This window comes from Pantoea sp. EEL5, assembly GCF_049892805.1.
Taxonomy (GTDB): Bacteria; Pseudomonadota; Gammaproteobacteria; order Enterobacterales; family Enterobacteriaceae; genus Pantoea; species Pantoea ananatis.
Genome location: NZ_JBNDNJ010000001.1, coordinates 566,314 through 590,042, shown reverse-complemented (window position 1 = coordinate 590,042; position 23,729 = coordinate 566,314). Strand labels below are relative to the sequence as shown.

The window sequence follows — 23,729 nt, the reverse complement described above, 5'->3', positions numbered from 1 at the left end:
TTGTTGGAAATAGCCGGCCATTCTACCTGGATTCGCGTTTGACGCCAAACCACTGATGATACCAACGGGGCATTAATTGTTCTCTGAGGGTAAAAACCTGCATTTTACCTTTACCAACTCTGATGCTTATCTGTCCAGATTGCCCTGTATCGAGCCAGTTATAGCCATATTCGTGGTAATTACGTAATACAGGTTTAGCCGGCATTCGCCATGCATTATAGCGCGCCAGAGAGGCAATCGCGGTGTGTCCGGCCACGCTACGAAGCAGTAATCGAGAGGATGACGTGCGGCTGCCATGATGGGGAACCTGCAAAATATCGGCTTTTAGCTGCTGCTTCTCCAGCCTGACCAACTGCTGCTCAGCCAGTTTTTCCAGATCGCCGGTCAGCAACAGCCGGACATTTCCGTCATCAACGCTCACCACGCAGGAGTCGTTATTTTCACCTTTATTGGGTGAACTGAGTGGCCAGAGCACGCTGAAATTTAGCTGCTTCCAACGCCATGTCGCTCCCCGAACGCAGGCCAAATGGTGCGTTCCCTCCAGGCTGCTGCGCACCTTTATCCCAGGCCAGCGTTGCAGAATGGCAGCGAGCCCGCCGGTATGATCGAGATGTCTGTGGCTCAGGATAACCTCCTGCAATACCAGACCTTTATGTTGTAACCAGGGCGTAATCACGCGTGTTCCTGCATCACTGTGTTGCCAGCGTGGCCCCGTATCGTACAACACGGCCTCACGGCCCTGACTGATGACCACGCTCAAGCCATGCCCGACATCCAGCATATCAATGCGCCATTCCCTTTCCGGTTTATAGTGGCGGGAAAACACCATGGCCAGTGCGATAGCGCTGCAGCTCCACGGCAGGCTGAACAGTGCACCAGTGCGCCAGACCAGCAAGCCGCCCCACACCATGAGCATAAAAAAGGCTGCCCCCTGCAATGGCCACCAGCCCGGCGGCAACAGCGCCAGGCTGGTTAACAGAAAACGAAGAGAGCCATCTGCCGCCAGCCAAAACCAGGTGGAGAGTGCCGGCACCGGTAGCAGCATCGCAACCAGTATTAACGGCACCGTGACAAATGACACCACCGGGATGGCCAGCAGATTGGCTATCAGCGCCGTTATACTTATGCCGTTGAACAAGCCCGCCTGTAACGGCAGCATCAAAATCATCATGCCTGACTGCAGGTGGAGAAGCTGTATCGGTAACCAGCGGCGTGCGTGCCGAAAGCGCGCCGCCAGTGGGAACCAGTGGTACCAGGTCAACAGCATGCCCACCGCCAACACAGAAAGCCAGAAGCTGTCAGAGAGTACCGTAAGCGGGTCGACGGCAAGCAGTAAACCCACACACAGCGTCCAGACTTGCCAGCTACTCAACTGCACGCCAACGAAACGTGTTACAGCCCAAAGTGTCAGTGCCAGTAATGCCCGCTGCGCAGGTGCATGCGCCCCGGAAAGCCAGGTATACAGCGCGGCAAAAAGCCAGCCCATAATGACAGGATACAGATAGCTGACAGCGCGGGCCGGAAACAGAATCTGGCTTCCTCGTGCCAGTAACCACCCTGTCCCTGCTGCCAAAGCAATGTGCATGCCTGAAATTGCCATAAGGTGCGCGGTACCGGTCTCCCTTAACAGCTGTCGGGTCGCCTCGCTGAGGTTGTCCCGGATGCCAAAGGCTAACGCTTCAAGCGTGGCTGAGGCAGGCAAGTGGCCGTTTTGCTGACGATGGTGAGTGATAAATCGCCAGCGCACGCTGCAGGAGGCGTGCGTGATGGTCTGGGAAACAATACGGCCCTGCACGGGTGCATGATTCGCCATGGCGAAGCGCTGCGCATCAAACGCCCCTTCGTTGAGCCTGGCATGCACCGCTCTCAGCCTGAGCATCATCTTTCCACGCTGACCGGGGCAATACTCACTGGCGTTATCCGGCAACGAAAGCCACGCAAAGCGCGGCGGAAAGAGAATGTGATCGTCCACTTTTAGCAATCTGACTCTGATGCGCGAATGCGTCTGATGGACGTCCTTAATTTGCACATCAAACTTCCCCGGGGCAGCAATCATCATTTCGGTGTCTTTTACCAGTGATTGTGCATTAAAAAGCCCCCAGGCCGTGAACAGGAGCGCCACGCCGGCGATGCGGATCCTGCGATGAGACAAGGCAATCACGCAGACACCACTCAACAGCAGCACCACTATGGTGAAAGGGGAAGGAAGCCCGGGTAACACCAGTAAGGGTAACGTCGTGATCGCGGCGATTCTTGCCAGTAAAATCCATGTCAACATAATGCATCCCGCTCCTGTCGTGCCACAAGTATGCCGCACGACTTCTCAGGATAAAGCGCATTCGTTGTTCACCAGGTAAAGGATCGCAGTAAAAATCGGCCGTTGCAGCGAAGAGACATTTTTCTGGAAGAGAGATCCATCGCAGGTGACAGGCAAAAAAAAACGACATCCGGAGATGTCGTTTAGGCGGTTCGGTATCGGCTTAGCCGTAAATGTTTGCACGGTCACGCAGTTCTTTGCCCGGCTTGAAGTGGGGAACGTATTTACCTTCCAGATCCACTTTGTCACCCGTTTTCGGGTTACGACCGGTGCGCGGAGCGCGATAATGCAACGAAAAGCTGCCGAATCCCCGGATTTCAATGCGTTCGCCCTGTGCCAGCGTCGTGGCCATGTGCTCCAGCATTTCTTTGACTGCATCCTCAACGACTTTCGCCGGTATATGAGTATGCTGTCCCGCCAGCCTTTCAATCAGTTCTGACTTGGTCATGTAACCTCCGGTTAATCCCTACAGGAATGTATGACAGCTTTTACCGAAACCGGGCGAATAAATCCGCCCGGTGCAAGGTCGATTACTCGCCTTTAGCCGCTTTGAACGCTTCAGCCATAGCGCTAGAGAAGTTGCCTTCTTCCTGTTTGGTGTTAACAGTATTGATGGCTTCTTTCTCGTCAGCCTGGTCTTTCGCACGAACAGACAGGCTAACAACGCGGTTTTTACGGTCAACGCCGGTGAATTTAGCTTCAACGTCGTCGCCTACGTTCAGAACCAGCGTAGCGTCTTCGATGCGGTCCAGTGAAGCTTCAGAAGCGCGCAGGTAACCTTCAACGCCGTCTGCTAATTCAACTGTAGCACCTTTAGCATCAACTGCAGTCACTTTACCGGTGACGATGGCACCTTTCTTGTTCAAAGTGATGTAGTTGTTGAACGGATCTTCTGCCAGCTGTTTAACGCCCAGAGAGATACGCTCGCGCTCTGCATCAACCTGCAGTACAACGGCAGCGATTTCGTCACCTTTTTTGTACTCACGAACGGCTTCTTCGCCAGTCGCGTTCCAGGAGATGTCAGACAGGTGAACCAGACCGTCGATGCCGCCGTCCAAGCCGATGAAGATACCGAAGTCAGTGATTGACTTGATTTTACCTTCAACGCGATCGCCTTTATTGTGAGTCTCGGCGAACTGCTGCCATGGGTTAGATTTGCACTGCTTCAGACCCAGGGAGATACGACGACGCTCTTCATCGATGTCCAGAACCATTACTTCAACCACATCGCCTACGTTGACAACTTTAGACGGATGGATGTTTTTGTTGGTCCAGTCCATTTCTGAAACGTGTACCAGACCTTCAACGCCTTCTTCGATTTCTACGAAGCAGCCGTAATCAGTCAGGTTGGTCACACGACCAGTCAGCTTGGTGCCTTCTGGATAGCGCTTAGCGATAGCCACCCATGGATCTTCGCCCAGCTGCTTCAGACCCAGAGATACACGGGTACGCTCGCGGTCGAATTTCAGGACTTTAACGTTGATTTCATCGCCAACATTCACGATCTCGCTTGGATGCTTAACGCGCTTCCAGGCCATATCAGTGATGTGCAGCAGGCCGTCAACGCCGCCCAGATCAACGAACGCACCGTAGTCAGTCAGGTTCTTAACGATACCTTTGACTTCCATGCCTTCCTGCAGGTTTTCCAGCAGCTGATCGCGCTCTGCACTGTTCTCAGATTCGATAACCGCACGACGTGAAACCACGACGTTGTTGCGTTTCTGATCCAGCTTGATCACTTTGAATTCAAGCTCTTTGCCTTCCAGGTGCAGCGTGTCACGCACTGGACGCACATCTACCAGTGAACCTGGCAGGAACGCACGGATACCGTTCAGCTCAACTGTGAAGCCACCTTTGACTTTGCCGTTGATAATACCGGTAACAGTTTCAGCTTCTTCGTAAGCTTTTTCCAGCGTGATCCAAGCTTCATGACGCTTAGCTTTCTCACGGGACAGCAGAGTTTCACCGAAGCCGTCTTCCACTGCGTCCAGAGCAACGTCAACTTCGTCACCAACCTGGATTTCCAGTTCGCCGGCTGCGTTTTTGAACTGCTCTGCAGGAATTGCAGATTCAGATTTCAGGCCCGCATCAACCAGAACGACGTCTTTGTCGATAGAGACAACGACGCCACGAACGATGGAACCCGGGCGGGTTTCGATTTCTTTCAGGGATTCTTCAAATAGTTGAGCAAAAGATTCAGTCATATTGATAATCTTAGGATTCTTCAATTTAACGTCCATCTGACTTCATGTCGGATGGGGTTGTTTCACATGCCCTGCACCGGATCCCTGGCACAGGGTTAATACAATTCGTTTAAACCAAAATGTTAAATGCCCAGCGTTTTGCGGGCATAATCTAACGCTTTATCAATAACTTGCTCGATAGACATCTGTGTTGAATCCAACACTAACGCATCTTCAGCAGGCACTAATGGCGCTATAGCGCGGTTACGATCGCGGTCGTCGCGCTCTTTTATCTCGGCTAAAAGGCGATCAAAGTTAACATTAAAGCCCTTGTCCTGCAACTGTAGCATACGTCGTTCTGCACGGACTTCCGGGCTGGCATCAAGGAAAATCTTCACAGGCGCGTCGGGGAAAACAACGGTTCCCATATCACGCCCATCGGCAATCAGGCCGGGAGCCTCGCGAAAGGCGCGCTGGCGGCGTAACAGGGCTTCACGCACGCGAGGAAATGCCGCAACGCGCGACGCGGTATTGCTCACTTCCTGGGTGCGAATTTCGCTGGTGACTTCTTCGCCTTCAAGGATGACCTGCATCTCACCGTTCTGTGAGATGAAGCGCACATCAAGGTGAGCGGCAATCGGCACCAGTCCTTCTTCAGATTCGATATCAACCTGGTGATGTAATGCAGCTAACGCCAGAACACGGTAAATCGCGCCAGAGTCCAGTAAATGCCACTGCAATGCTTCCGCCATCGCTTTGCACAGGGTGCCCTTTCCCGCACCACTTGGCCCATCAATAGTTATGACCGGGGCAGTTGCTGTCATTATTCCCTCCTGTTGCTGCGCGCATTTTGGCCAGTTGGCCATCACAAATGTCGGGCATTATACGCTGCCCTGCGACACGGCGTTACCCTTAAGAGAGAAGGTTAGGCGAAATTTCGTCTGAAAAAGGGCTTTTTGACGCGAGAAATGAGACAGGGAAAACGGCCCGGTGAAATACTCACCGGGCACAGGACTCAGGCGTTATGGCTAATTTTTGCCAGTTGCTCAAAATAGTCAGGGAAGGTTTTAGCAGTACAGCCCGGGTCAAGAATTGTTACGGGCGTATCTGATAACGCCACCAGCGAAAAACACATAGCCATACGATGGTCGTTATAAGTTCCGATGTCAGCATGCATCAGCTTAGCCGGCGGGGTAACACGGATAAAGTCGTGCCCTTCTTCGACGTCAGCCCCAACTTTACGGAGTTCTGTTGCCATCGCCGTCAGGCGATCGGTTTCTTTAACCCGCCAGTTGTAGATATTGCGCAGTTGGGTCGTGCCTTCAGCAAACAGCGCAGCAGTGGCAATTGTCATCGCGGCATCGGGAATATGGTTCATATCCATATCAATAGCCTGCAGCTTGCCCGCCGTACAGGCAATGAAATCGTCACCCCACTCGATGGTGGCACCCATTTTTTCCAGCACGTCGGCAAAACGAATATCGCCTTGCACGCTATGACGACCGATACCGGTCACGCGCACAGTGCCGCCTTTAATCGCGGCCGCCGCCAGGAAATAGGACGCAGAAGACGCATCGCCCTCCACCAGATACTCCCCCGGTGACTGATACTGCTGTTTTCCCTGGATCAGGAAATGCTGGTAGTGCTGATTTTCAACCTCCACGCCAAAACAGCGCATCAGGTGCAGGGTAATGTCGATGTAGGGTTTCGAGACCAGATCGCCTTTAATCGTGATTCGCGTGTCTTCCTGAGCTAACGGCGCCGTCATCAGCAACGCGGTCAAAAACTGACTGGATACGCTACCGTCAACGGTGACCTCTCCGCCCGTAAAGCCGCCACGCAGACGAACAGGTGGATAATCCGTATTCTCAAGGTAATCGATTTGGGCGCCGCCCTGACGTAGCGCGTCAACCAGATGCCCTATCGGCCGCTCTTTCATCCGCGGTTCGCCCGTCAGCACCACATCCTGCTCGCCAAGGCACAGCGCCGCAGCCAGCGGACGCATAGCCGTACCAGCATTGCCCAGGAAGAGTTCAACGGGTTGTGACGCCTGAAGCGGTCCGCCCTTTCCGGTAACGTCGCAAACGGTACGATCGCTGGAAAGCGTGAAATCGACGCCCAGAGCCTTAAGCGCATTAAGCATGTGCTTAACATCATCACTGTCCAGCAGATTAGTGAGTCGGGTTTTGCCGTTCGCCAATGCGGCCAGCAGCAGCGCGCGGTTTGAAACACTCTTGGAGCCGGGCAAATTAACCGTGCCATTTACGCGAGCAATGGGCTGAAGGGTCAGGGAATCTTGCATGTGAAACTCTATCCTCAAAAAAACGACAACTCCGCCGTATGGCGGAGTCAGGTGTCAGCAATCCCACTGACTGGGGAATAATCAGCCGTGGCGGCGTTCGAAATCGATCATGAAGTCTGTGAGGGCTTTAACACCTTCCAGCGGCATCGCATTGTAGATGGATGCACGCATGCCGCCAACAACGCGATGGCCTTTCAAGGCATGCAAACCTGCTTTAAATGACTCTTCCAGGAACAGGCTGTCGAGTGACGCATCCGCCAGTTGGAAAGGAATATTCATTCGCGAACGGTTCAGCAGAGCAACATCGTTACGGTAGAAATCACTCTTATCGATGAGGTCGTAAAGCAAGCCCGCTTTTGCCTGATTAATTTTTTCAATTTCACCGACGCCGCCTTTCTGCTTCAGCCACTTGAATACCAGACCGCTCAGGTACCAGGCGAACGTTGGCGGCGTGTTGAACATGGAGTCGTTTTCCGCCAGAACACTGTAATCCAGAATGGAAGGCACACTTTGATGCGCTTTACCTAACAGATCGTCCCGGACGATGACCAGGGTAATGCCCGCCGGACCAATATTTTTCTGGGCGCCCGCATAAATCACGCCATAGCGGCTGACATCAATAGAGCGGGATAAAATCGTGGAAGAGAGATCGGCAACGACGACCTTGTCGCCAAAATCAGGTTCTTCATCAATGGCAACGCCGTCAATGGTTTCATTCGGGCAGAAGTGCAAATAGGCTGCCGCATCGCTGACGTCCCACTCACGCATAGGCAGAATGGCGCGTTTTCCCTCAAGGGTCGTTTTGACATCCAGCGTGCGGGGCGAACAATATTTTGCCGCTTCTTTAATGGCGCTGTGCGCCCAGTAGCCGCCGTCGGCATAATCCGCACTGGTGGCGCTGCCCAGCAGGTTACCCGGTACCGCAGCAAACTGCGCACGTGCGCCGCCGTGGCAGAATAAAACTTTGTAATTAGAGGGGATTTTTAGCAGATCACGGAAGTCCGCTTCCGCTTCCTCGGCCACCTGAATAAACTCTTTACTGCGGTGACTGATCTCCATTACTGAAGTCCCCAGACCATGCCAGTTTGTCAATTCTTGTTCTGCACGGCGGAGCACTTCGCTCGGCAGCATCGCTGGCCCAGAGCTAAAATTATAAATTTGCGTCATTTCCCTCACCACTGTCATATCGAACGGTTATGAATAACGATTCGGTTTTATCACTGCATTCTGGTGGCTGCAATCATAAATCTAACACCGGTCACATTTTTTCAGCACGGCGCACCGGAGGTTATGTTACCAATGCAAGCCAACACAAAATATTGTGAGGGACGTTCCTTTCACTCGCTGCCGGTATTGGCAGACAAACCCTGACATGAGAAAACGTCCAGTAAAATTGCAGCGACTTGATAGCGAACAGGCGGTAAAAAACGTATCATTGCGCGCTTTAGGCACCCTATTCACAGAGAGAGCGGCACCATGACGCAAACTTTTATCCCGGGCAAAGATGCCGCCCTGGAAGACTCCATTACGCGTTTCCAGACCAAACTGCAGGATCTGGGCTTTAATATAGAAGAAGCTTCCTGGCTTAATCCCGTTCCACACGTCTGGTCTGTGCATATTCGCGACCGCGACTGTCCACTCTGCTTTACCAATGGCAAAGGTGCCAGCAAGAAAGCCGCCCTGGCTTCAGCATTGGGTGAATATTTTGAGCGCCTGTCCACGAACTACTTTTTTGCCGATTTCTGGCTGGGTAACCGCATCGCTCAAGGCGATTTTGTTCATTACCCCAATGAAAAATGGTTTGCGCTTCCGGAAGATGACAGCCTGCCAGAGGGGATCCTGGACTCACGCCTGCGTGCCTTTTACGATCCTGAAAATGCGGTGGCCGCATCAGACCTGATCGATCTCCAGTCGGGTAACAGCGAGCGCGGTATTTGCGCCCTGCCTTTTACCCGCCAGTCCGATCAGCAAACCATCTATATCCCGATGAACATCATTGGCAACCTTTACGTATCGAACGGCATGTCGGCCGGCAATACGGCCAATGAAGCGCGGGTGCAGGGATTATCCGAGGTCTTTGAGCGCTACATTAAGAACCGTATCATTGCCGAATCGATCAGCCTCCCAGCCATCCCTGAGTCAGTGATGGCGCGCTACCCTTCCGTGGTCGAGGCCATTGCGCGCCTGGAAGCTGAAGGCTTCCCAATCTTTGCGTATGACGCGTCGCTGGGCGGTAAATATCCGGTTATCTGTGTGGTCCTGTTTAACCCTGCCAATGGCACCTGTTTCGCGTCCTTCGGTGCGCATCCGGACTTTGGCGTTGCGCTGGAGCGCACCGTTACTGAACTGCTCCAGGGCCGCAGCCTCAAGGATTTGGACGTCTTTACCCCACCCACCTTTGATGATGAAGAAGTGGCAGAGCACGCCAATCTGGAAACCCACTTTATTGATTCAAGCGGCCTGATTTCCTGGGATATGTTTAAAGAAACGGCCGATTATCCGTTTGTTGACTGGACGTTTGCTGGCACTACCGAGCAAGAGTTCAGCACGCTGATGGCCATTTTTGCTGCCGAAGATCAGGAAGTTTATATCGCGGACTACGAGCACTTAGGCGTTTATGCCTGCCGCATTATTGTGCCGGGCATGTCCGATATCTATCCGGCCGAAGACCTGTTGCTGGCAAATAACAGCATGGGCGCAGGCATTCGTGACACGCTGCTTGCCCTGCCCGGCAGCAACTGGAATCCAGAAGAGTACCTTGATCTCATTTCGCAGTTGGATGAAGAAGGTTTTGATGACTTCACTCGCGTCCGTGAGTTACTTGGCCTGGCAACGGGTAAAGATAATGGCTGGTATACCTTACGCATCGGGGAGCTTAAAGCCATGCTTGCGCTGGCCGGCGGCGATCTGGATCAGGCATTGATCTGGACAGAATGGACCATGGAATTCAACGGCTCCGTGTTCAGCCCAGCGCGGGCAAATTATTATCGTTGCCTGCAAACTCTGCTACTTCTGGCCATGGAAGACGAGCGTAATCCACTGGAATATCACGCCGCCTTTGTCCGTATGTATGGCGCAGAGGCGGTAGAAGCGGCATCCGCAGCCATCAGTGGTGAAGCAGCCTTCAACGGTCTTCAGTCGGTAGACAGCGACCTGACCGCTTTCCCTGCTCATCAGGCGCTACTGGCGGCTTATGAAAAATTGCAGCGTGCCAAACGCCGCTACTGGGAAAATGCCTAAGCTGGCGTTGAACATTCACGCGGGTTAGCCTGACAATCATGCCTGAGGCACTGAACCTGTTCAGTGCCTTTTTATTGATCCTTATGTATTCCTGCCATTAATAGATTAATGTCATTATTTTTCTGCTAAATAGCGACACCAACAACCTATCTTATTAACAAATCCACAACATTTCAGCCTTGATTACGCCCTCTCGTTAAACAAAACCTGTATTATTTAAAATAAATTTATTCATTATTTTTCATGACGTTAGTTCCAAAAACCACCTTTCTTGTTAAACCTTTACCGTTGTTGCTCTGCTGGACATGATCTATATCAACTTTAATCACAGGTGCATTTGTTATTATTTTTTTCAGACAACTTTTGGAGTGAGTTAGTGTGAAAGCTGACAATCCTTTTAATCTGTTATTACCCGCCGCGATGGCAAAAGTGGCTGAAGACGCTGGCGTCTACAAAGCCACCAAGCATCCGCTGACGACAACCTTTCTCGCGTTTACCGCAGGCATGTTTATCTCCATCGCTTTCGTGTTTTACATCACAGCCACCACCGGCAGCGGTGAAATGGCTTACGGCATGGCTAAGCTCGTCGGGGGGATATGTTTCTCACTCGGGTTGATACTCGTTGTGGTATGTGGTGCCGACCTGTTTACCTCCACCGTGCTGATCGTCGTTGCGAAAGCGAGTGGCCGCATCACCTGGGGGCAACTGGCACGTAACTGGATCAACGTTTATGTTGGTAATCTGGTCGGTGCGCTGTTTTTTGTCGCGCTGATGTGGTTTTCCGGTGAGCATACGGTGGCCAACGGCGCATGGGGTTTAAACGTGTTGCAGACTGCCGACCATAAAATGCATCACACGTTTGTTGAAGCGGTCTCTCTGGGTATTCTGGCTAATTTGATGGTCTGTCTGGCGGTCTGGATGAGCTATTCAGGACGGACCTTAATGGATAAAAGCCTGATTATGATTTTGCCGGTGGCGATGTTTGTTGCCTGTGGTTTTGAACACAGTATCGCAAATATGTTTTTAATTCCTTTCGCCATCGTCATTCGCGATTTTTCTGGCCCGGAATTTTGGCATGCTGCGGGCGCGACGGCAGCACAGTTTCCGGCCCTTTCTGTGAAAAACTTTATTTTCGACAATCTGATTCCAGTCACGCTCGGCAACATTACCGGCGGTGGAGTGCTGGTCGGATTGACCTACTGGGTAATTTACTTACGCGGTGGACACGAAGCGCACTAATCCAGCCTCGAGGGTTCATCCCAACCGGATCGACCCAAGAGCAAAAGTCTCCTTAAATAAGGCAGGTATAATATGACCGAACTTAACGCAAAACTGGCCTCAGCCTGGCAGGGTTTTACTGAAGGCGAATGGCAGAACAGCGTCAACGTACGCGACTTCATCCAGAAAAACTATACGCCGTATGAAGGCGATGAATCTTTCCTCGCTGGCGCCACCGAAGCCACCACTAAACTGTGGGAAAGCGTGCTGGAAGGCATTAAAGTTGAAAACCGTACCCACGCACCCGTCGATTTTGATACCGATCTTGCTTCTACCATCACCTCGCACGATGCCGGCTATATCAATAAATCACTGGAAAAAGTTGTTGGCCTGCAAACGGAAGCGCCGCTGAAACGCGCCATTATTCCTTTTGGCGGCATTAAGATGGTCGAGGGTTCATGTAAAGTTTACGGGCGCGAACTCGATGCTTCACTGAAAAAAATCTTCACCGACTATCGTAAAACGCACAATCAGGGCGTGTTTGATGTTTATACCCCTGATATTTTACGCTGCCGTAAATCAGGTATATTAACCGGCCTGCCTGATGCCTATGGTCGTGGACGCATCATTGGTGACTACCGTCGTATCGCCTTATACGGCATTGACTACCTGATGGCCGATAAGTTTGCTCAGTTTGCGTCTCTGCAAAGCGATCTGGAAAATGGCGTCAACCTGGAAGCCACCATTCGTCTACGCGAAGAAATTGCTGACCAGCATCGGGCGCTTGGACAAATCAAAGAGATGGCAGCCAAATATGGTCACGATATCTCAGGTCCGGCGACCAATGCAGTCGAAGCCGTTCAGTGGACCTATTACGGCTATCTTGCCGCAGTAAAATCACAGAACGGTGCAGCCATGTCCTTTGGCCGTGTTTCAACCTTCCTGGACGTGTTCATTGAGCGCGATCTCAACGCCGGTAAGCTGAACGAAGCGCAGGCGCAGGAACTGATTGACCACCTGGTGATGAAACTGCGCATGGTCCGCTTCCTGCGCACGCCTGAGTACGATGAACTGTTCTCTGGCGACCCCATCTGGGCAACGGAATCGCTGGCCGGTATGGGCGTTGATGGACGTACGCTGGTGAGTAAAACCACCTTCCGTTTCCTCAATACACTTTACACCATGGGCCCTTCACCTGAGCCTAATATGACCATTCTGTGGTCTGAGAAGCTGCCGGTTAACTTTAAAAAGTATGCGGCGAAAGTGTCTATTGATACGTCATCATTGCAGTATGAAAACGACGACCTGATGCGTCCCGATTTCGACAACGATGACTATGCAATTGCCTGCTGCGTCAGCCCAATGATCGTCGGTAAGCAAATGCAGTTCTTCGGTGCCCGCGCCAACCTGGCGAAAACCCTGCTCTACGCAATCAATGGCGGCGTGGACGAAAAACTGAAAATGCAGGTCGGACCAAAAGAAGCCAAGATTACCGATGAGGTGCTTGATTTTGACGTGGTAATGGCGCGTCTGGATCACTTTATGGACTGGCTGGCGAAACAGTACGTCACTGCACTGAACATCATCCACTTCATGCACGATAAATACAGCTATGAAGCCGCGCTGATGGCACTGCACGATCGTGACGTTTACCGCACCATGGCATGCGGTATTGCCGGACTCTCTGTCGCGGCCGACTCGCTGTCTGCCATCAAATACGCGAAGGTGAAACCGGTGCGTGATGAAGATGGCCTGGCCATCGATTTCGACATCGAAGGAGAGTATCCGCAGTTCGGGAATAACGATCCCCGCGTTGACGATCTGGCCTGCGACCTTGTTGAACGCTTTATGAAAAAGATTCAGCAACTCGAAACCTATCGCAACGCTGTACCGACCCAGTCTGTGCTGACCATTACCTCTAACGTGGTTTACGGCAAGAAAACCGGTAATACGCCAGACGGTCGCCGTGCAGGCGCGCCTTTTGGTCCGGGCGCTAACCCGATGCACGGTCGCGATCAGAAAGGTGCCGTGGCCTCGCTGACCTCGGTGGCGAAACTGCCCTTTGCTTACGCAAAAGACGGTATCTCCTACACTTTCTCTATCGTTCCTAATGCGTTAGGCAAAGATGACAACGTGCGTAAAACCAATCTGGCAGGCTTGATGGACGGTTACTTCCATCATGAGACCAGTATTGAAGGCGGTCAGCATCTTAATGTGAACGTAATGAACCGGGAGATGTTAATGGACGCGATGGATAATCCTGAAAAATATCCTCAGTTAACCATTCGCGTCTCCGGCTACGCCGTTCGCTTTAATTCGCTGACAAAAGAGCAGCAGCAGGACGTGATCACCCGTACCTTTACACAATCGCTGTAAGCGCTGTCGCCATCAGCCCTTTCTGAGGCTCCTTCATGGAGCCTCATATTCAAAGTCTGCTTTGGTCGTTGTCTGAGATACGGATAACCACCAAAATTGATTTCCTGTTCAGAGCACACCAGAGAGTGTGCCACCTGCTCCGCAGGCTTACCTGGAGAAACATCGCAATGTCAGCCATAGGTCGCATCCACTCATTCGAATCATGCGGAACCGTAGACGGTCCCGGCATCCGGTTTATTACCTTTTTCCAGGGTTGCCTGATGCGTTGCCTTTACTGCCACAACCGCGATACCTGGGACACGCACGCCGGTAAAGAAATCACCGTTGAGGCGCTGATGGCGGACGTTCTGTCCTACCGTCACTTTATGAATGCCTCTGGCGGTGGCGTCACCGCATCGGGTGGCGAAGCCATTCTTCAGGCTGAGTTTGTGCGTGACTGGTTTCGTGCCTGCAAGGCAGAAGGCATACATACCTGTCTGGATACCAATGGTTTTGTTCGCCGCTACGATCCGGTCATTGATGAGTTACTGGACGCAACAGATTTAGTGATGCTGGACCTTAAACAGATGAATGACGAGGTTCACCAGATTCTGGTTGGCGTATCTAACCATCGCACGCTTGATTTCGCTCGCTACCTACAGAAAAAAGGCAAACGGACATGGATCCGTTTTGTCGTCGTGCCTGGCTACTCAGATGACGACGATACCGTTCATCGCCTGGGAGCGTTTACCCAGGATATGGCGAACGTTGAAAAGATCGAGCTTCTGCCTTATCACGAACTGGGTAAACATAAGTGGATCGCGATGGGCGAAGAGTACAAGCTTGATGGCGTGAAACCGCCCACTAAAGAGACGATGGAGCGGGTAAAAAACATTCTTCTCCGCTACGGACATGAAGTCATGTATTGAAAACGGGGCGGAGATCACTACCGCCCCGCAGGAACCTTTCAGGAAGGCGCACTGACCACCATGCAACAACGAGGCACAGTGCTGCCCTCTGCAGAAGGCATTCAGGCATGCGCCACGGGCGTGGCATGATGATCGGCTTTACGCAACAGCATCACCAGGTAAACCAGCGCCACTGCCGCAATCATAACGAACAGTAAACGGTCTGAGTAACTCTGCATCAGCATTGCTGTCATGCTCGGCCCCGCCAGACTGCCCAGCGTATAGCTCAGTAACAGCGCCTGATTCATGGCCACCAGTTCGTGATGCGCCACGGTTTCGCAGGCCCACGACATCGCCACAGGGTAAAGCGTAAAACCCGCCAGCCCCAGAACAAACAAGGCAGGTGCCATCGCGGCATTGGTTAGCATCGCAATCGCGCCCAGGATTACCACAAATACCTGCACACGCAACACCATCATGCGGCCAAAGCGATCGGCAAGGCGCCCAATCGGCCACTGCCCGACAATACCTGAACTAACGAGTAACGCCATCCAGTAACCTACGTTTGCATCGCTCATGCCCTGATGGGAAAGATAGAGCGGCATCAAGCCATATAACGAACCTAAAACAATCCCGGAGATGATGCAGCCGTTGATGCCCAGGCGCGAACTGCGGCGGCGTAGCATGGGTAAGATACGGCCACCCGGCAAGGCTTCAGCCGGATCACGGCTGGCAGCAACCTGTGTGAAGATCAGCGGTAAAATGGCACAAATCACCGTCGCGGTTACCCAGGGGATCACACTTAACAGCTCTGTGGAAAGTTTGCTCACCAGTAGCTGCCCGGCAACCGTTCCCAGATAATAGACAATCATATAGGCAGCCAGGAGCTGCCCACGGTTACGCACCGTGCCGCTGCACAATAAAGCGCTTTCAACCACGACCCAGACTAAGGCGCAGCCGACACCCGCGCTAAAACGCAACAGCGTCCATGACCAGAAGCCTGCCAGCACCATCATACACAGGGTTGCCACCGCAAACAGGCCGGTTGCCAGATAATAACTACGGTTAAATCCATACTGTTTAATCAGCCAGCCCGCCAGCAACGTGCCAAGCAGATTGCCGGTGTAATACGACGAACTCACCACGCCCACCTGCCAGGTAGCCAGAGCATCATGCGTCAGCCAGAGAGGCACTAACGTATTCAGCACAGCAATTGAAACTGTCATTAACAGCAGGCCGCAAAGCAGCAGTATCACAGGACGTGACCAGGTCGACATAGGGAATTAAAACCAAAAGAAATGAAGGAAATTGCGCGCAGTTTGCCACTGCGTTTTTTAAAGTCAACGGGGCCAAACGCACCGCAGCACATTTTGCTGCCCGACAATTTAATTTATTTATCTTCAGTAAGTTAGCGGCATATTTTACGTCAGGGAAAATAAAGCTATCTTACTGATAATGTAGATTTTTACGCTTTCGGCATCGGGATATATCGATAACGTTTATTTGTGATAAATTCTGATACCGTCCTTTGGCATCGATCCGTCTTGCGGACCAAAAAAAACCCAGCAGCCGCTGGGTTTTTCAGAGAAGAACGGGCGATTAACCAATAAATTCCAGGCCCTTCATATAAGGACGTAACACTTCAGGCACGGCGATGCGGCCATCCTGCTGCTGGTAGTTTTCCAGCACCGCCACCAGCGTGCGTCCCACAGCCAGACCGGAACCATTTAATGTATGGACCAGACGCGGCTTTTTATCCTGCTTACTGCGGGTCCTTGCCTGCATACGGCGAGCCTGGAAATCACCCATGTTTGAACAAGAGGAGATTTCACGGTACGTATTCTGCGCCGGTAACCACACTTCTAGATCGTAGGTTTTGGTCGCACCAAAGCCCATATCGCCGGTGCACAACAGCACTTTACGATAAGGCAGATTCAGCAGCTGTAAGACTTTTTCGGCGTGGCCGACCAGCTCTTCCAGGGCATCCATTGAGGTTTCAGGCGCCACTATCTGTACCATCTCGACTTTATCGAACTGGTGCATACGGATAAGCCCGCGCGTGTCACGGCCATAGGAACCCGCTTCAGAGCGGAAGCATGGCGTGTGAGCCGTCAGCTTAAGCGGCAGGTTTTCTTCCTCGACGATTTCATCGCGAACCAGATTGGTCAGCGGCACTTCGGCAGTAGGAATCAACGCATAGTGGCTGCTTTCTGACTCTTCTTCCAGCGGCCGGGTGTGAAACAGATCTTCACCAAACTTTGGCAACTGTCCTGTTCCGTACAGGGTCGCATGGTTGACCAGATAAGGCACATAGGTTTCCAGATAGCCATGCTGCTCGGTATGCAAGTCAATCATAAACTGGCTGAGCGCCCGGTGCAGGCGGGCAATCTGGCCCTGCATCACGACAAAGCGTGAACCGGTGAGTTTGACCGCCGCAGCAAAATCCAGCCCTTTCGCGGCTTCGCCCAGCTCAACATGATCTTTCACCTGAAAATCAAACTGACGCGGCTCACCCCAGCGGCTGATTTCCAGGTTCTCGGTATCGTCTTTACCCAGCGGTACAACATCTGCAGGCAGATTCGGCAGCGCCAGGCTGAAGTCACGAATCTGATTTTGCAGTTCATCCAGTTCTGCTTTGGCAGCATCCAGGCGTTCGCCCAGGCTGTTCACTTCCTGACGCAGTGGCTCGATGTCTTCCCCACGTGCTTTGGCCTGACCGATGGATTTGGATCGGGAGTTACGCTCGGCCTGCAGATTTTCAGTTTCTACCTGCAAGACTTTGCGACGCTCTTCGAGCGAACGCAGCATTTCCACATCCAGTTTGAATCCTCGGCGTGCCAGTTTTTCTGCGACTGCGTCTGGCTCATTACGCAGCAGATTGGGATCGAGCATGCTTATCCTGTGTATTTATGAGTTGAAAGAAGGGACGCATTCCAGCTGGAATGCGTTGAAAACATTGACCACATTACCGCAACGTCTGTTTTAGCGGTAGCGTTTTGTCTGGCTATTTTGATCGAGTTCAGTAAGCCAGGCCAGCTTTTCGCCAATTTTGCCTTCAAGACCGCGTTGGGTGGGATGATAGTAACGTGTTTGTGCCATTTCCGGAGGGAAATAGACCTCACCAGCCGCATAGGCGTTGGCTTCATCATGGGCATAGCGATAGCTTTCACCCAGGCCCATTTCTTTCATCAGCTTAGTGGGGGCATTGCGCAGATGATCGGGAACATCAAAATCAGGGTGGTCGCGCGCATCGCGCATCGCCGCTTTAAAGGCGGTATAAACGGCATTACTTTTTGGCGCACAGGCGAGATACACGATGGCCTGAGCAATCGCCCGCTCCCCTTCTGCCGGACCCACGCGGGTGAAACAGTCCCACGCCGATATCGCCACCTGCATGCCGCGCGGATCGGCATTGCCCACGTCTTCAGAGGCAATGGCCAACAGACGACGCGCGACATACAGCGGATCGCCACCTGCGGTAATAATCCGGGCGTACCAGTACAGGGCAGCATCGGGTGCTGAACCGCGAACAGACTTATGTAACGCAGAAATAAGGTCGTAAAAGCGATCACCCTTGTTATCAAACCGGGCAGATCGCTCCCCGGCAACTTCAGTCAACAGCTGTGGCGTCAGTTCTCTTTTGCCTTGCGCGTTGGTTTCGGCCATATCGGCCATCATTTCCAGCGTGTTAAGCGCACGGCGCGCATCGCCGCTCACCAGCTCAGCGATCATGCGGCGCGTATTATTCGGTAACAGGATATCGCTGTTGCCATAGCCGCGATCGGCATCTTGCATGGCCTGGTCAAGCACCTGCTCAATGTCTTCTGTGGTCAGGGATTTCAGTAGATAAACGCGGGCGCGTGACAGCAGTGCGGAATTAAGCTCGAAACTGGGATTTTCAGTGGTGGCGCCAATGAAGGTAATGGTGCCGTCTTCAATATGCGGCAGGAAGGCATCCTGCTGACTTTTATTGAAACGGTGCACCTCATCCACGAAAAGGATGGTGCGACGGCCGGCCTGCTTGCTCAAGCGCGCACGCTCTATCGCTTCACGAATTTCCTTGACGCCGGAGGTGACGGCAGAGATGCGTTCAACGTCCGCATTACCGTAGTGCGCGATAATCTCGGCCAGTGTGGTTTTGCCTGTTCCCGGCGGCCCCCAGAGAATCATGGAATGCAAATGGCCAGCCTCAATGGCGCGCGGCAGCGGTTTCCCCGCAGCCAGCAGGTGCTGCTGACCAATATAGTGCTTCAGGGTTTCTGGCCGCATACGCGCGGCCAGAGGTTTAAAATCTTCGCTGGAGAAATCCAGAGACAGGTTGCCCACTACCACCTCACTGACGTTGATCATCCACCGTGACACCTTTCGGCGGGGTGAAAGTGAATTTATCCGGACTGATAGGGCCGTTTTTCTGGCTCTTCAGCTGGTAATTACTGCGCTGTCCATCCTGCTCTACGGCGCTGAACTGATTAATCGTGCCATCTGGCGTTACGTCGATAGTGAACTGCTTGAGGTTACCGTCGCTTTTCTTCGGCGTCAGTTCAAATTTATCGCCCTGCTGCTTAACGTTGTATTGCTGCCAGTCGCTGGACTGATTGCGGGCAATTAACATAAACGGCGTATTGCTGGTAGCATTCTTTAACAGACTTACCGTAGCCTGCTCTACAAACGGGTTGTAGAACCATAACGATTTTCCGTCAGAGACAATGACGCTCTCGTCAGGCGCGGTCATGTGCCAGTTAAACAGGCTTGGGCGCTTGACCCACAGTTCACCTTCTCCATCCTGCACGTTAGCACCGCTGCCATCGGTCACCTTTTGCGTAAAGCTGGCGTGGAAGCTGTTTACTTTATTCAAACGCTGTTGCAGGTCACTTGATGCATCAGCGAAAGCGCTGGCTGAACCCAAAGCGGCCAACAGGCCTAAGGCAATTACGCGTAATTTCATCTGCTTAAATCCTTATTAAATCGTTTCCCGTTGATAACGCTACTAAGCCTGGTCGCTGTCCTGCGTTTAATACAGGAGAAAAAACCGAAAGCCTAATCAACTATGGGGGTAAACGGCTAAAAAACAATGAGCCAGCAAGAACTGGCTCATTGATTTATGTTTCAAAGCTTATCGTTTAGGCTCTACATATCGTGGGGAGGCGGTGACAGCACTTCGCGGTTACCGTTATGTCCCGGTGCCGAAACGATGCCCTGGGCTTCCATCTGCTCAATGATGCGCGCGGCGCGGTTATAGCCAATACGGAACTGACGCTGAACGCCTGAAATCGAGGCGCGGCGCTTGTCCACCACGAAACCCACCGCCTGATCGAACAACGGATCCAGTTCTTCATCGCTGTCGATGCCGCCCGCACCTTCGCTCTCTTCGCCCGCTGTAATGCTTTCAATGTATTGCGGACGTCCACGCGCTTTCCAGTCCTGGACCACCGCGTGCACTTCCTGATCGCGTACAAAGGCACCGTGAACACGAACCGGCATGGAGGAGTTTGGCGGCATATAGAGCATGTCACCCATGCCCAGCAACGACTCCGCACCGCCCTGGTCGAGGATAGTGCGCGAGTCAATTTTGCTCGACACGGTAAAGGCGATACGCGTAGGAATGTTGGCCTTGATCAGGCCGGTAATCACATCCACCGAGGGACGCTGGGTGGCCAGCACCAGGTGGATACCGGCCGCACGTGCTTTCTGCGCCAGGCGGGCAATCAGCTCTTCCACTTTTTTACCCACGGCCATCATCAGGTCGGCGAACTCATCCACCATCACCACAATGTAAGGCAGTTTTTCCAGCACCGGCGGCGTCATGTCCATACTGTCGCCCGGTTTCCAGAACGGATCGGGGATTGGACGGCCCATCGCCTCAGCCTGTTCAACTTTCTCGTTGTAGCCCGCAAGATTACGCACGCCAAGTGCCGACATCAGTTTATAGCGGCGCTCCATCTCACCGACGCTCCAGCGCAGCGCATTCGCCGCATCTTTCATATCGGTGACGACTTCGGTGAGTAGATGCGGAATGCCTTCATAGACCGACAGCTCAAGCATTTTCGGGTCGATCATAATAAAGCGCACTTCTTCCGGCGTGGCTTTATACAACATGCTGAGAATCATGGCATTTACGCCGACTGACTTACCCGAACCGGTGGTACCGGCAACCAGTAAGTGTGGCATCTTCGCCAAATCGGCCACTACCGGCTGACCGGCAATGTCTTTACCCAGTACCACGGCCAGAGGTGAAGGATTGTCACGGAATTTTGGACAATCCAGCACTTCACGTAAGTAAACGGTCTGACGGTGCTTATTCGGTAATTCCAGTCCGACATAGGGCTTACCCGGAATCACTTCAACAACGCGCACCGCCGTGGTGGACAGTGAACGGGCCAGATCGCGCGACAGGTTAGAAATACGCGCGGCTTTCACGCCCGGCGCCAGATCCAGTTCAAAACGTGTAATGACCGGGCCGGGAGAGATGCCGACGACCTCGGCCTTAACACGATAATCGCCCAGGCGCGATTCAACCAGGCGCGCCGTCTGCTCAAGAGCAAACATGTCAACCGGCTCTTCTTCTGCAGGCGGTGCGGTTAACAGATCCAGAGAAGGCAACGGCGTGGAGGGTTTTTCCAGCGGCTGTTCATGACGCATCAGGAAAGGATGAATCAGGCTGTCATGCAACGACGGCTTCGCCTCTTCCACAGGATCGGGCTGCTCGACAGGTGCCGCGAAGGTATCCGACGCAACGTTCTGCGTCGGCATGCTTCTCTGCGCGGCCGCATGCGTCGGCGCAGCCTGTACTTGCTGCCACGGCTCATGTTTTGCCGCGACCTCATCCGTTTCCGGCGTTGCCGCAATGGTGAACAGCGGCTCAACCGGGCCGTCGTCAACCAGATCTTTCATCGGTGAGAAATCAAAGGCCGCAGACGTGTCCAGGTTGAATACCGGCGCATTGTTGGCAGGTTCGGTCTCATAACGCTGTTGCTGCTGCTCGGCGAACTGACGGGCCAGGGATGCCTGCTCTAGAGCCAGTTCATCGTCTTCACTCTGTTCATCCTGTTGCCAGCTCTCGCCATAACGCTGTTGCTGCTCAGACTGAAACGCCTGACGTAACTCAGCCTGTTGCAGGGCATCCTGCTCCTCCGCTGACCAGTCTGGATTGTGCGGCTGATCGGAAGCCTGTGGAGCCGCCGGGGCTTCAGACAGTCTGGCTTTCTCTTCTGCCATGCGCTGGGAAGGAAGTTTAATTCCGTAAGACGCCAGTTCGCGTCGGGTCGGTAATTTAACCGGGTTTGGCCGCGGTAACGCCGGGCCTATCCCCTGCTTCACCTGTGGATTAGCCTGATTTTCAGGCACCGGTTCAAACAGCGGCGACATCGAGGCCGCGGCTTTGCCTGCCGCGCCTGCCGTTACCGCACTGCTCAGGGTTGCGGCAGAGGCTGCCTCGCGCCAGTTGCCCATCTTCGGCGCATCATCCTCATAGGCCGTAAAGGGTGCTGAGGATGCGGGTGTTTCATCCGGCATTTCAAACCGGTACAGAGGCGGTTCACTGACCGGTTTATCCTGCGGAACAGGATCACGCGGTGCAAAATGACGCTCTGGAGCAGGATGAGGTACAGCCGCTTCCTGGGCGGGCGCGGCGACAGAATGCACGGGTGCAACCGCAGGCTGGGCTGCAGATGGGGCTGACGGCGACACGGTAGCCGTGGTAAAGGTTGACGCCACGCTGGCTGCAGGTTGCTGGACGGGTGCCACCGGCATTTCAGCAGCGTCGGTGGTTGCCGCGACGGCAGCGCGTGTCGCTGTTGCCGCCTTAGCCAGCAGCGGATCGTGCTCGTCCAGATCGGGCTGCGCCTTACGGGGCGCAGAAAGCAGAACGTCATCGTCGTCATGGGGCTGCGCGTGAAGAACAGGCGCATCATCTTCATGATGTTCGGCCTCGTCCTCTTCCTGCCAGGGTTCGTCGTGACGTGAACGGTTGCTGGCAAATGTCAGCACGCCCATGACCACGCAACCGATTCGTTCTGCAATGGTCAACCACGACCAACCGGTATACAGCGTAATGCCCGCTGCCCAGATGCAAAGCAGAGTGAGGGTGCCACCAGCAGGACTAAACCAGGGTGAAATCGCATTGCTGACGAGGCTGCCGATCACGCCGCCTGAAGCAAAGTACCAGATGTCGTCAGCATTCAGTGCAGCCATGCCGCAGGTTGTCACGACCAGGGCCAGTACGCCAATTAACCGCAAACCTACGGCGAAATAGTCGAAGTAGTCCTGATTATCGCGCTGGCGAAAGGCTATCCAGCACAATCCAAGGATCACCGGTGGAATGGCGTAAGCCATCACGCCAAAGATGAACAACAGCGTGTCAGCCAGCCATGCCCCTACCGTACCGCCGATATTATGGATAGGCTCGTGCCAGGCCGTCTGCGACCAGCTCGGGTCGGAAGGATTAAAACTGACCAGGGAAACCATCAGGTAGACGGCAAACAACGCCACCAGAATGAGCAACGCTTCCAGCAGACGGCGTCCACTGCTCAGCGACTGTAACGAAACGTCTTTATCTTCTGTGTATTCCTGGCTCAAGAGAACTCTCCAGGTGCCTGTAAAGTAAGAAACAACAGCGTCGGGCTCACCCGACGCTGGTCCTGTATGTATTCACAGGAGTGTACCGAAATTTCACAGGCTTTGCACCTGCCACGCATCAGCGCGTTTTGATCACCAGACGGTTACTCTGTTTGACCTCTTCCATCACCACGTAAGTACGCGTGTCGTTTACACCCGGCAGGCGCAGCAGGGTTTCCCCCAGCAGCTTGCGGTAGGCGGACATATCGGGCACGCGTGTTTTCAGCAGGTAGTCGAAATCACCAGAAACCAGGTGACACTCTTGAGTTTCCTCAAGTTTTTGCACAGCGGCGTTAAATTGCTCAAACACATCTGGTGCGCCACGATTCAGAGTAATCTCAACGAATACCAGTAATGAGGCGTCCAGGTAGTGAGGGTTAAGTTGCGCAGTGTAACCAAGGATGAATCCCTGGCGTTCAAGACGACGTACACGCTCAAGACAAGGTGTAGGCGATAATCCTACACGTTTGGAAAGTTCCACGTTTGAGATACGACCGTCTTTCTGCAATTCATTCAGAATATTTCTGTCGATCCTGTCGAGGTCTTTACCGGGGCGTTTCTTATTATCTACCATTATTATTGTCTCTCTTAAT

At 53.2% G+C, this 23,729-nt stretch carries 16 protein-coding genes; 4 read left to right on the top strand and 12 right to left on the bottom strand.

The window, feature by feature from the left end:
• Nucleotides 1-22: 22 nt before the first annotated feature.
• From ACPXSQ_RS02770 to serC, 6 genes are all read right to left on the bottom strand, one after another.
• Nucleotides 23-2,278, bottom strand: a complete 2,256-nt coding sequence (locus ACPXSQ_RS02770; RefSeq protein ID WP_426142693.1) for a DNA internalization-related competence protein ComEC/Rec2 — start codon at nt 2,276-2,278, stop codon at nt 23-25.
• A gap of 202 nt (nt 2,279-2,480) precedes the next feature.
• Nucleotides 2,481-2,765, bottom strand: a complete 285-nt coding sequence (gene ihfB / locus ACPXSQ_RS02765) for an integration host factor subunit beta (protein ID WP_003849360.1) — start codon at nt 2,763-2,765, stop codon at nt 2,481-2,483.
• Between the two features lie 82 nt (nt 2,766-2,847).
• Nucleotides 2,848-4,521 carry a 30S ribosomal protein S1 gene (rpsA, locus tag ACPXSQ_RS02760; protein ID WP_026021040.1) on the bottom strand — a complete coding sequence of 558 codons (1,674 nt, stop codon included), beginning with the start codon at nt 4,519-4,521 and terminating at the stop codon, nt 2,848-2,850.
• Between the two features lie 122 nt (nt 4,522-4,643).
• Nucleotides 4,644-5,324 (bottom strand): (d)CMP kinase, encoded by a 681-nt coding sequence (cmk, locus tag ACPXSQ_RS02755; protein ID WP_014606194.1) that lies wholly within the window; start codon nt 5,322-5,324, stop codon nt 4,644-4,646.
• A gap of 191 nt (nt 5,325-5,515) precedes the next feature.
• Nucleotides 5,516-6,802 (bottom strand): 3-phosphoshikimate 1-carboxyvinyltransferase, encoded by a 1,287-nt coding sequence (aroA, locus tag ACPXSQ_RS02750; protein ID WP_014593322.1) that lies wholly within the window; start codon nt 6,800-6,802, stop codon nt 5,516-5,518.
• Between the two features lie 81 nt (nt 6,803-6,883).
• Complete coding sequence (gene serC, locus ACPXSQ_RS02745) at nt 6,884-7,969, bottom strand: 3-phosphoserine/phosphohydroxythreonine transaminase (protein WP_015700652.1); 1,086 nt, start codon at nt 7,967-7,969, stop codon at nt 6,884-6,886.
• A 309-nt stretch (nt 7,970-8,278) separates the two neighbouring features.
• Between serC and ycaO the strand changes: the two genes are divergently transcribed.
• From ycaO to pflA, 4 genes are all read left to right on the top strand, one after another.
• Nucleotides 8,279-10,042, top strand: a complete 1,764-nt coding sequence (gene ycaO / locus ACPXSQ_RS02740; protein ID WP_105078752.1) for a 30S ribosomal protein S12 methylthiotransferase accessory factor YcaO — start codon at nt 8,279-8,281, stop codon at nt 10,040-10,042.
• A 378-nt stretch (nt 10,043-10,420) separates the two neighbouring features.
• A complete protein-coding gene (gene focA, locus ACPXSQ_RS02735) occupies nt 10,421-11,281 on the top strand; it encodes a formate transporter FocA (RefSeq protein WP_105078751.1) in 861 nt (286 codons plus the stop codon).
• Nucleotides 11,282-11,353: 72 nt separating this feature from the next.
• Nucleotides 11,354-13,636: a formate C-acetyltransferase gene (gene pflB / locus ACPXSQ_RS02730; protein WP_013025234.1), complete on the top strand. Its 2,283-nt coding sequence runs from the start codon at nt 11,354-11,356 to the stop codon at nt 13,634-13,636.
• 167 nt (nt 13,637-13,803) lie between these two features.
• Nucleotides 13,804-14,544 (top strand): pyruvate formate lyase 1-activating protein, encoded by a 741-nt coding sequence (pflA, locus tag ACPXSQ_RS02725; RefSeq protein ID WP_014606197.1) that lies wholly within the window; start codon nt 13,804-13,806, stop codon nt 14,542-14,544.
• A 101-nt stretch (nt 14,545-14,645) separates the two neighbouring features.
• Here the strand turns inward: pflA and ACPXSQ_RS02720 are convergent, their stop codons facing one another.
• The 6 genes from ACPXSQ_RS02720 to lrp form a co-directional block, all read right to left on the bottom strand.
• The gene (locus tag ACPXSQ_RS02720; RefSeq protein WP_013025232.1) at nt 14,646-15,800 is read right to left on the bottom strand and encodes an MFS transporter; all 1,155 of its coding nucleotides are present in this window, start codon (nt 15,798-15,800) and stop codon (nt 14,646-14,648) included.
• Between the two features lie 322 nt (nt 15,801-16,122).
• Nucleotides 16,123-17,415, bottom strand: coding sequence for a serine--tRNA ligase (serS, locus tag ACPXSQ_RS02715; RefSeq protein WP_013025231.1), 1,293 nt, complete (start codon nt 17,413-17,415; stop codon nt 16,123-16,125).
• Between the two features lie 90 nt (nt 17,416-17,505).
• Nucleotides 17,506-18,849: a replication-associated recombination protein A gene (locus ACPXSQ_RS02710; protein WP_026021039.1), complete on the bottom strand. Its 1,344-nt coding sequence runs from the start codon at nt 18,847-18,849 to the stop codon at nt 17,506-17,508.
• 7 nt (nt 18,850-18,856) lie between these two features.
• Nucleotides 18,857-19,468, bottom strand: a complete 612-nt coding sequence (gene lolA, locus ACPXSQ_RS02705) for an outer membrane lipoprotein chaperone LolA (protein ID WP_014593314.1) — start codon at nt 19,466-19,468, stop codon at nt 18,857-18,859.
• A gap of 182 nt (nt 19,469-19,650) precedes the next feature.
• On the bottom strand, nt 19,651-23,097 hold the full coding sequence (locus ACPXSQ_RS02700; protein WP_426142685.1) for a DNA translocase FtsK 4TM domain-containing protein: 3,447 nt from the start codon (nt 23,095-23,097) through the stop codon (nt 19,651-19,653).
• A gap of 118 nt (nt 23,098-23,215) precedes the next feature.
• Nucleotides 23,216-23,710 carry a leucine-responsive transcriptional regulator Lrp gene (gene lrp, locus ACPXSQ_RS02695; RefSeq protein ID WP_006118610.1) on the bottom strand — a complete coding sequence of 165 codons (495 nt, stop codon included), beginning with the start codon at nt 23,708-23,710 and terminating at the stop codon, nt 23,216-23,218.
• Nucleotides 23,711-23,729 lie beyond the last annotated feature (19 nt).

What these genes read in the sequence shown, in the direction of transcription:
- rpsA (WP_026021040.1), bottom strand. Translation starts at nt 4,521, where the DNA reads ATGACTGAATCTTTTGCTCAACTATTTGAAGAATCCCTGAAAGAAATC.
- ACPXSQ_RS02770 (WP_426142693.1), bottom strand. Translation starts at nt 2,278, where the DNA reads ATGTTGACATGGATTTTACTGGCAAGAATCGCCGCGATCACGACGTTA.
- pflB (WP_013025234.1), top strand. Translation starts at nt 11,354, where the DNA reads ATGACCGAACTTAACGCAAAACTGGCCTCAGCCTGGCAGGGTTTTACT.
- ACPXSQ_RS02720 (WP_013025232.1), bottom strand. Translation starts at nt 15,800, where the DNA reads ATGTCGACCTGGTCACGTCCTGTGATACTGCTGCTTTGCGGCCTGCTG.
- ihfB (WP_003849360.1), bottom strand. Translation starts at nt 2,765, where the DNA reads ATGACCAAGTCAGAACTGATTGAAAGGCTGGCGGGACAGCATACTCAT.
- lolA (WP_014593314.1), bottom strand. Translation starts at nt 19,468, where the DNA reads ATGAAATTACGCGTAATTGCCTTAGGCCTGTTGGCCGCTTTGGGTTCA.
- serS (WP_013025231.1), bottom strand. Translation starts at nt 17,415, where the DNA reads ATGCTCGATCCCAATCTGCTGCGTAATGAGCCAGACGCAGTCGCAGAA.
- ycaO (WP_105078752.1), top strand. Translation starts at nt 8,279, where the DNA reads ATGACGCAAACTTTTATCCCGGGCAAAGATGCCGCCCTGGAAGACTCC.
- lrp (WP_006118610.1), bottom strand. Translation starts at nt 23,710, where the DNA reads ATGGTAGATAATAAGAAACGCCCCGGTAAAGACCTCGACAGGATCGAC.
- serC (WP_015700652.1), bottom strand. Translation starts at nt 7,969, where the DNA reads ATGACGCAAATTTATAATTTTAGCTCTGGGCCAGCGATGCTGCCGAGC.
- pflA (WP_014606197.1), top strand. Translation starts at nt 13,804, where the DNA reads ATGTCAGCCATAGGTCGCATCCACTCATTCGAATCATGCGGAACCGTA.
- aroA (WP_014593322.1), bottom strand. Translation starts at nt 6,802, where the DNA reads ATGCAAGATTCCCTGACCCTTCAGCCCATTGCTCGCGTAAATGGCACG.
- cmk (WP_014606194.1), bottom strand. Translation starts at nt 5,324, where the DNA reads ATGACAGCAACTGCCCCGGTCATAACTATTGATGGGCCAAGTGGTGCG.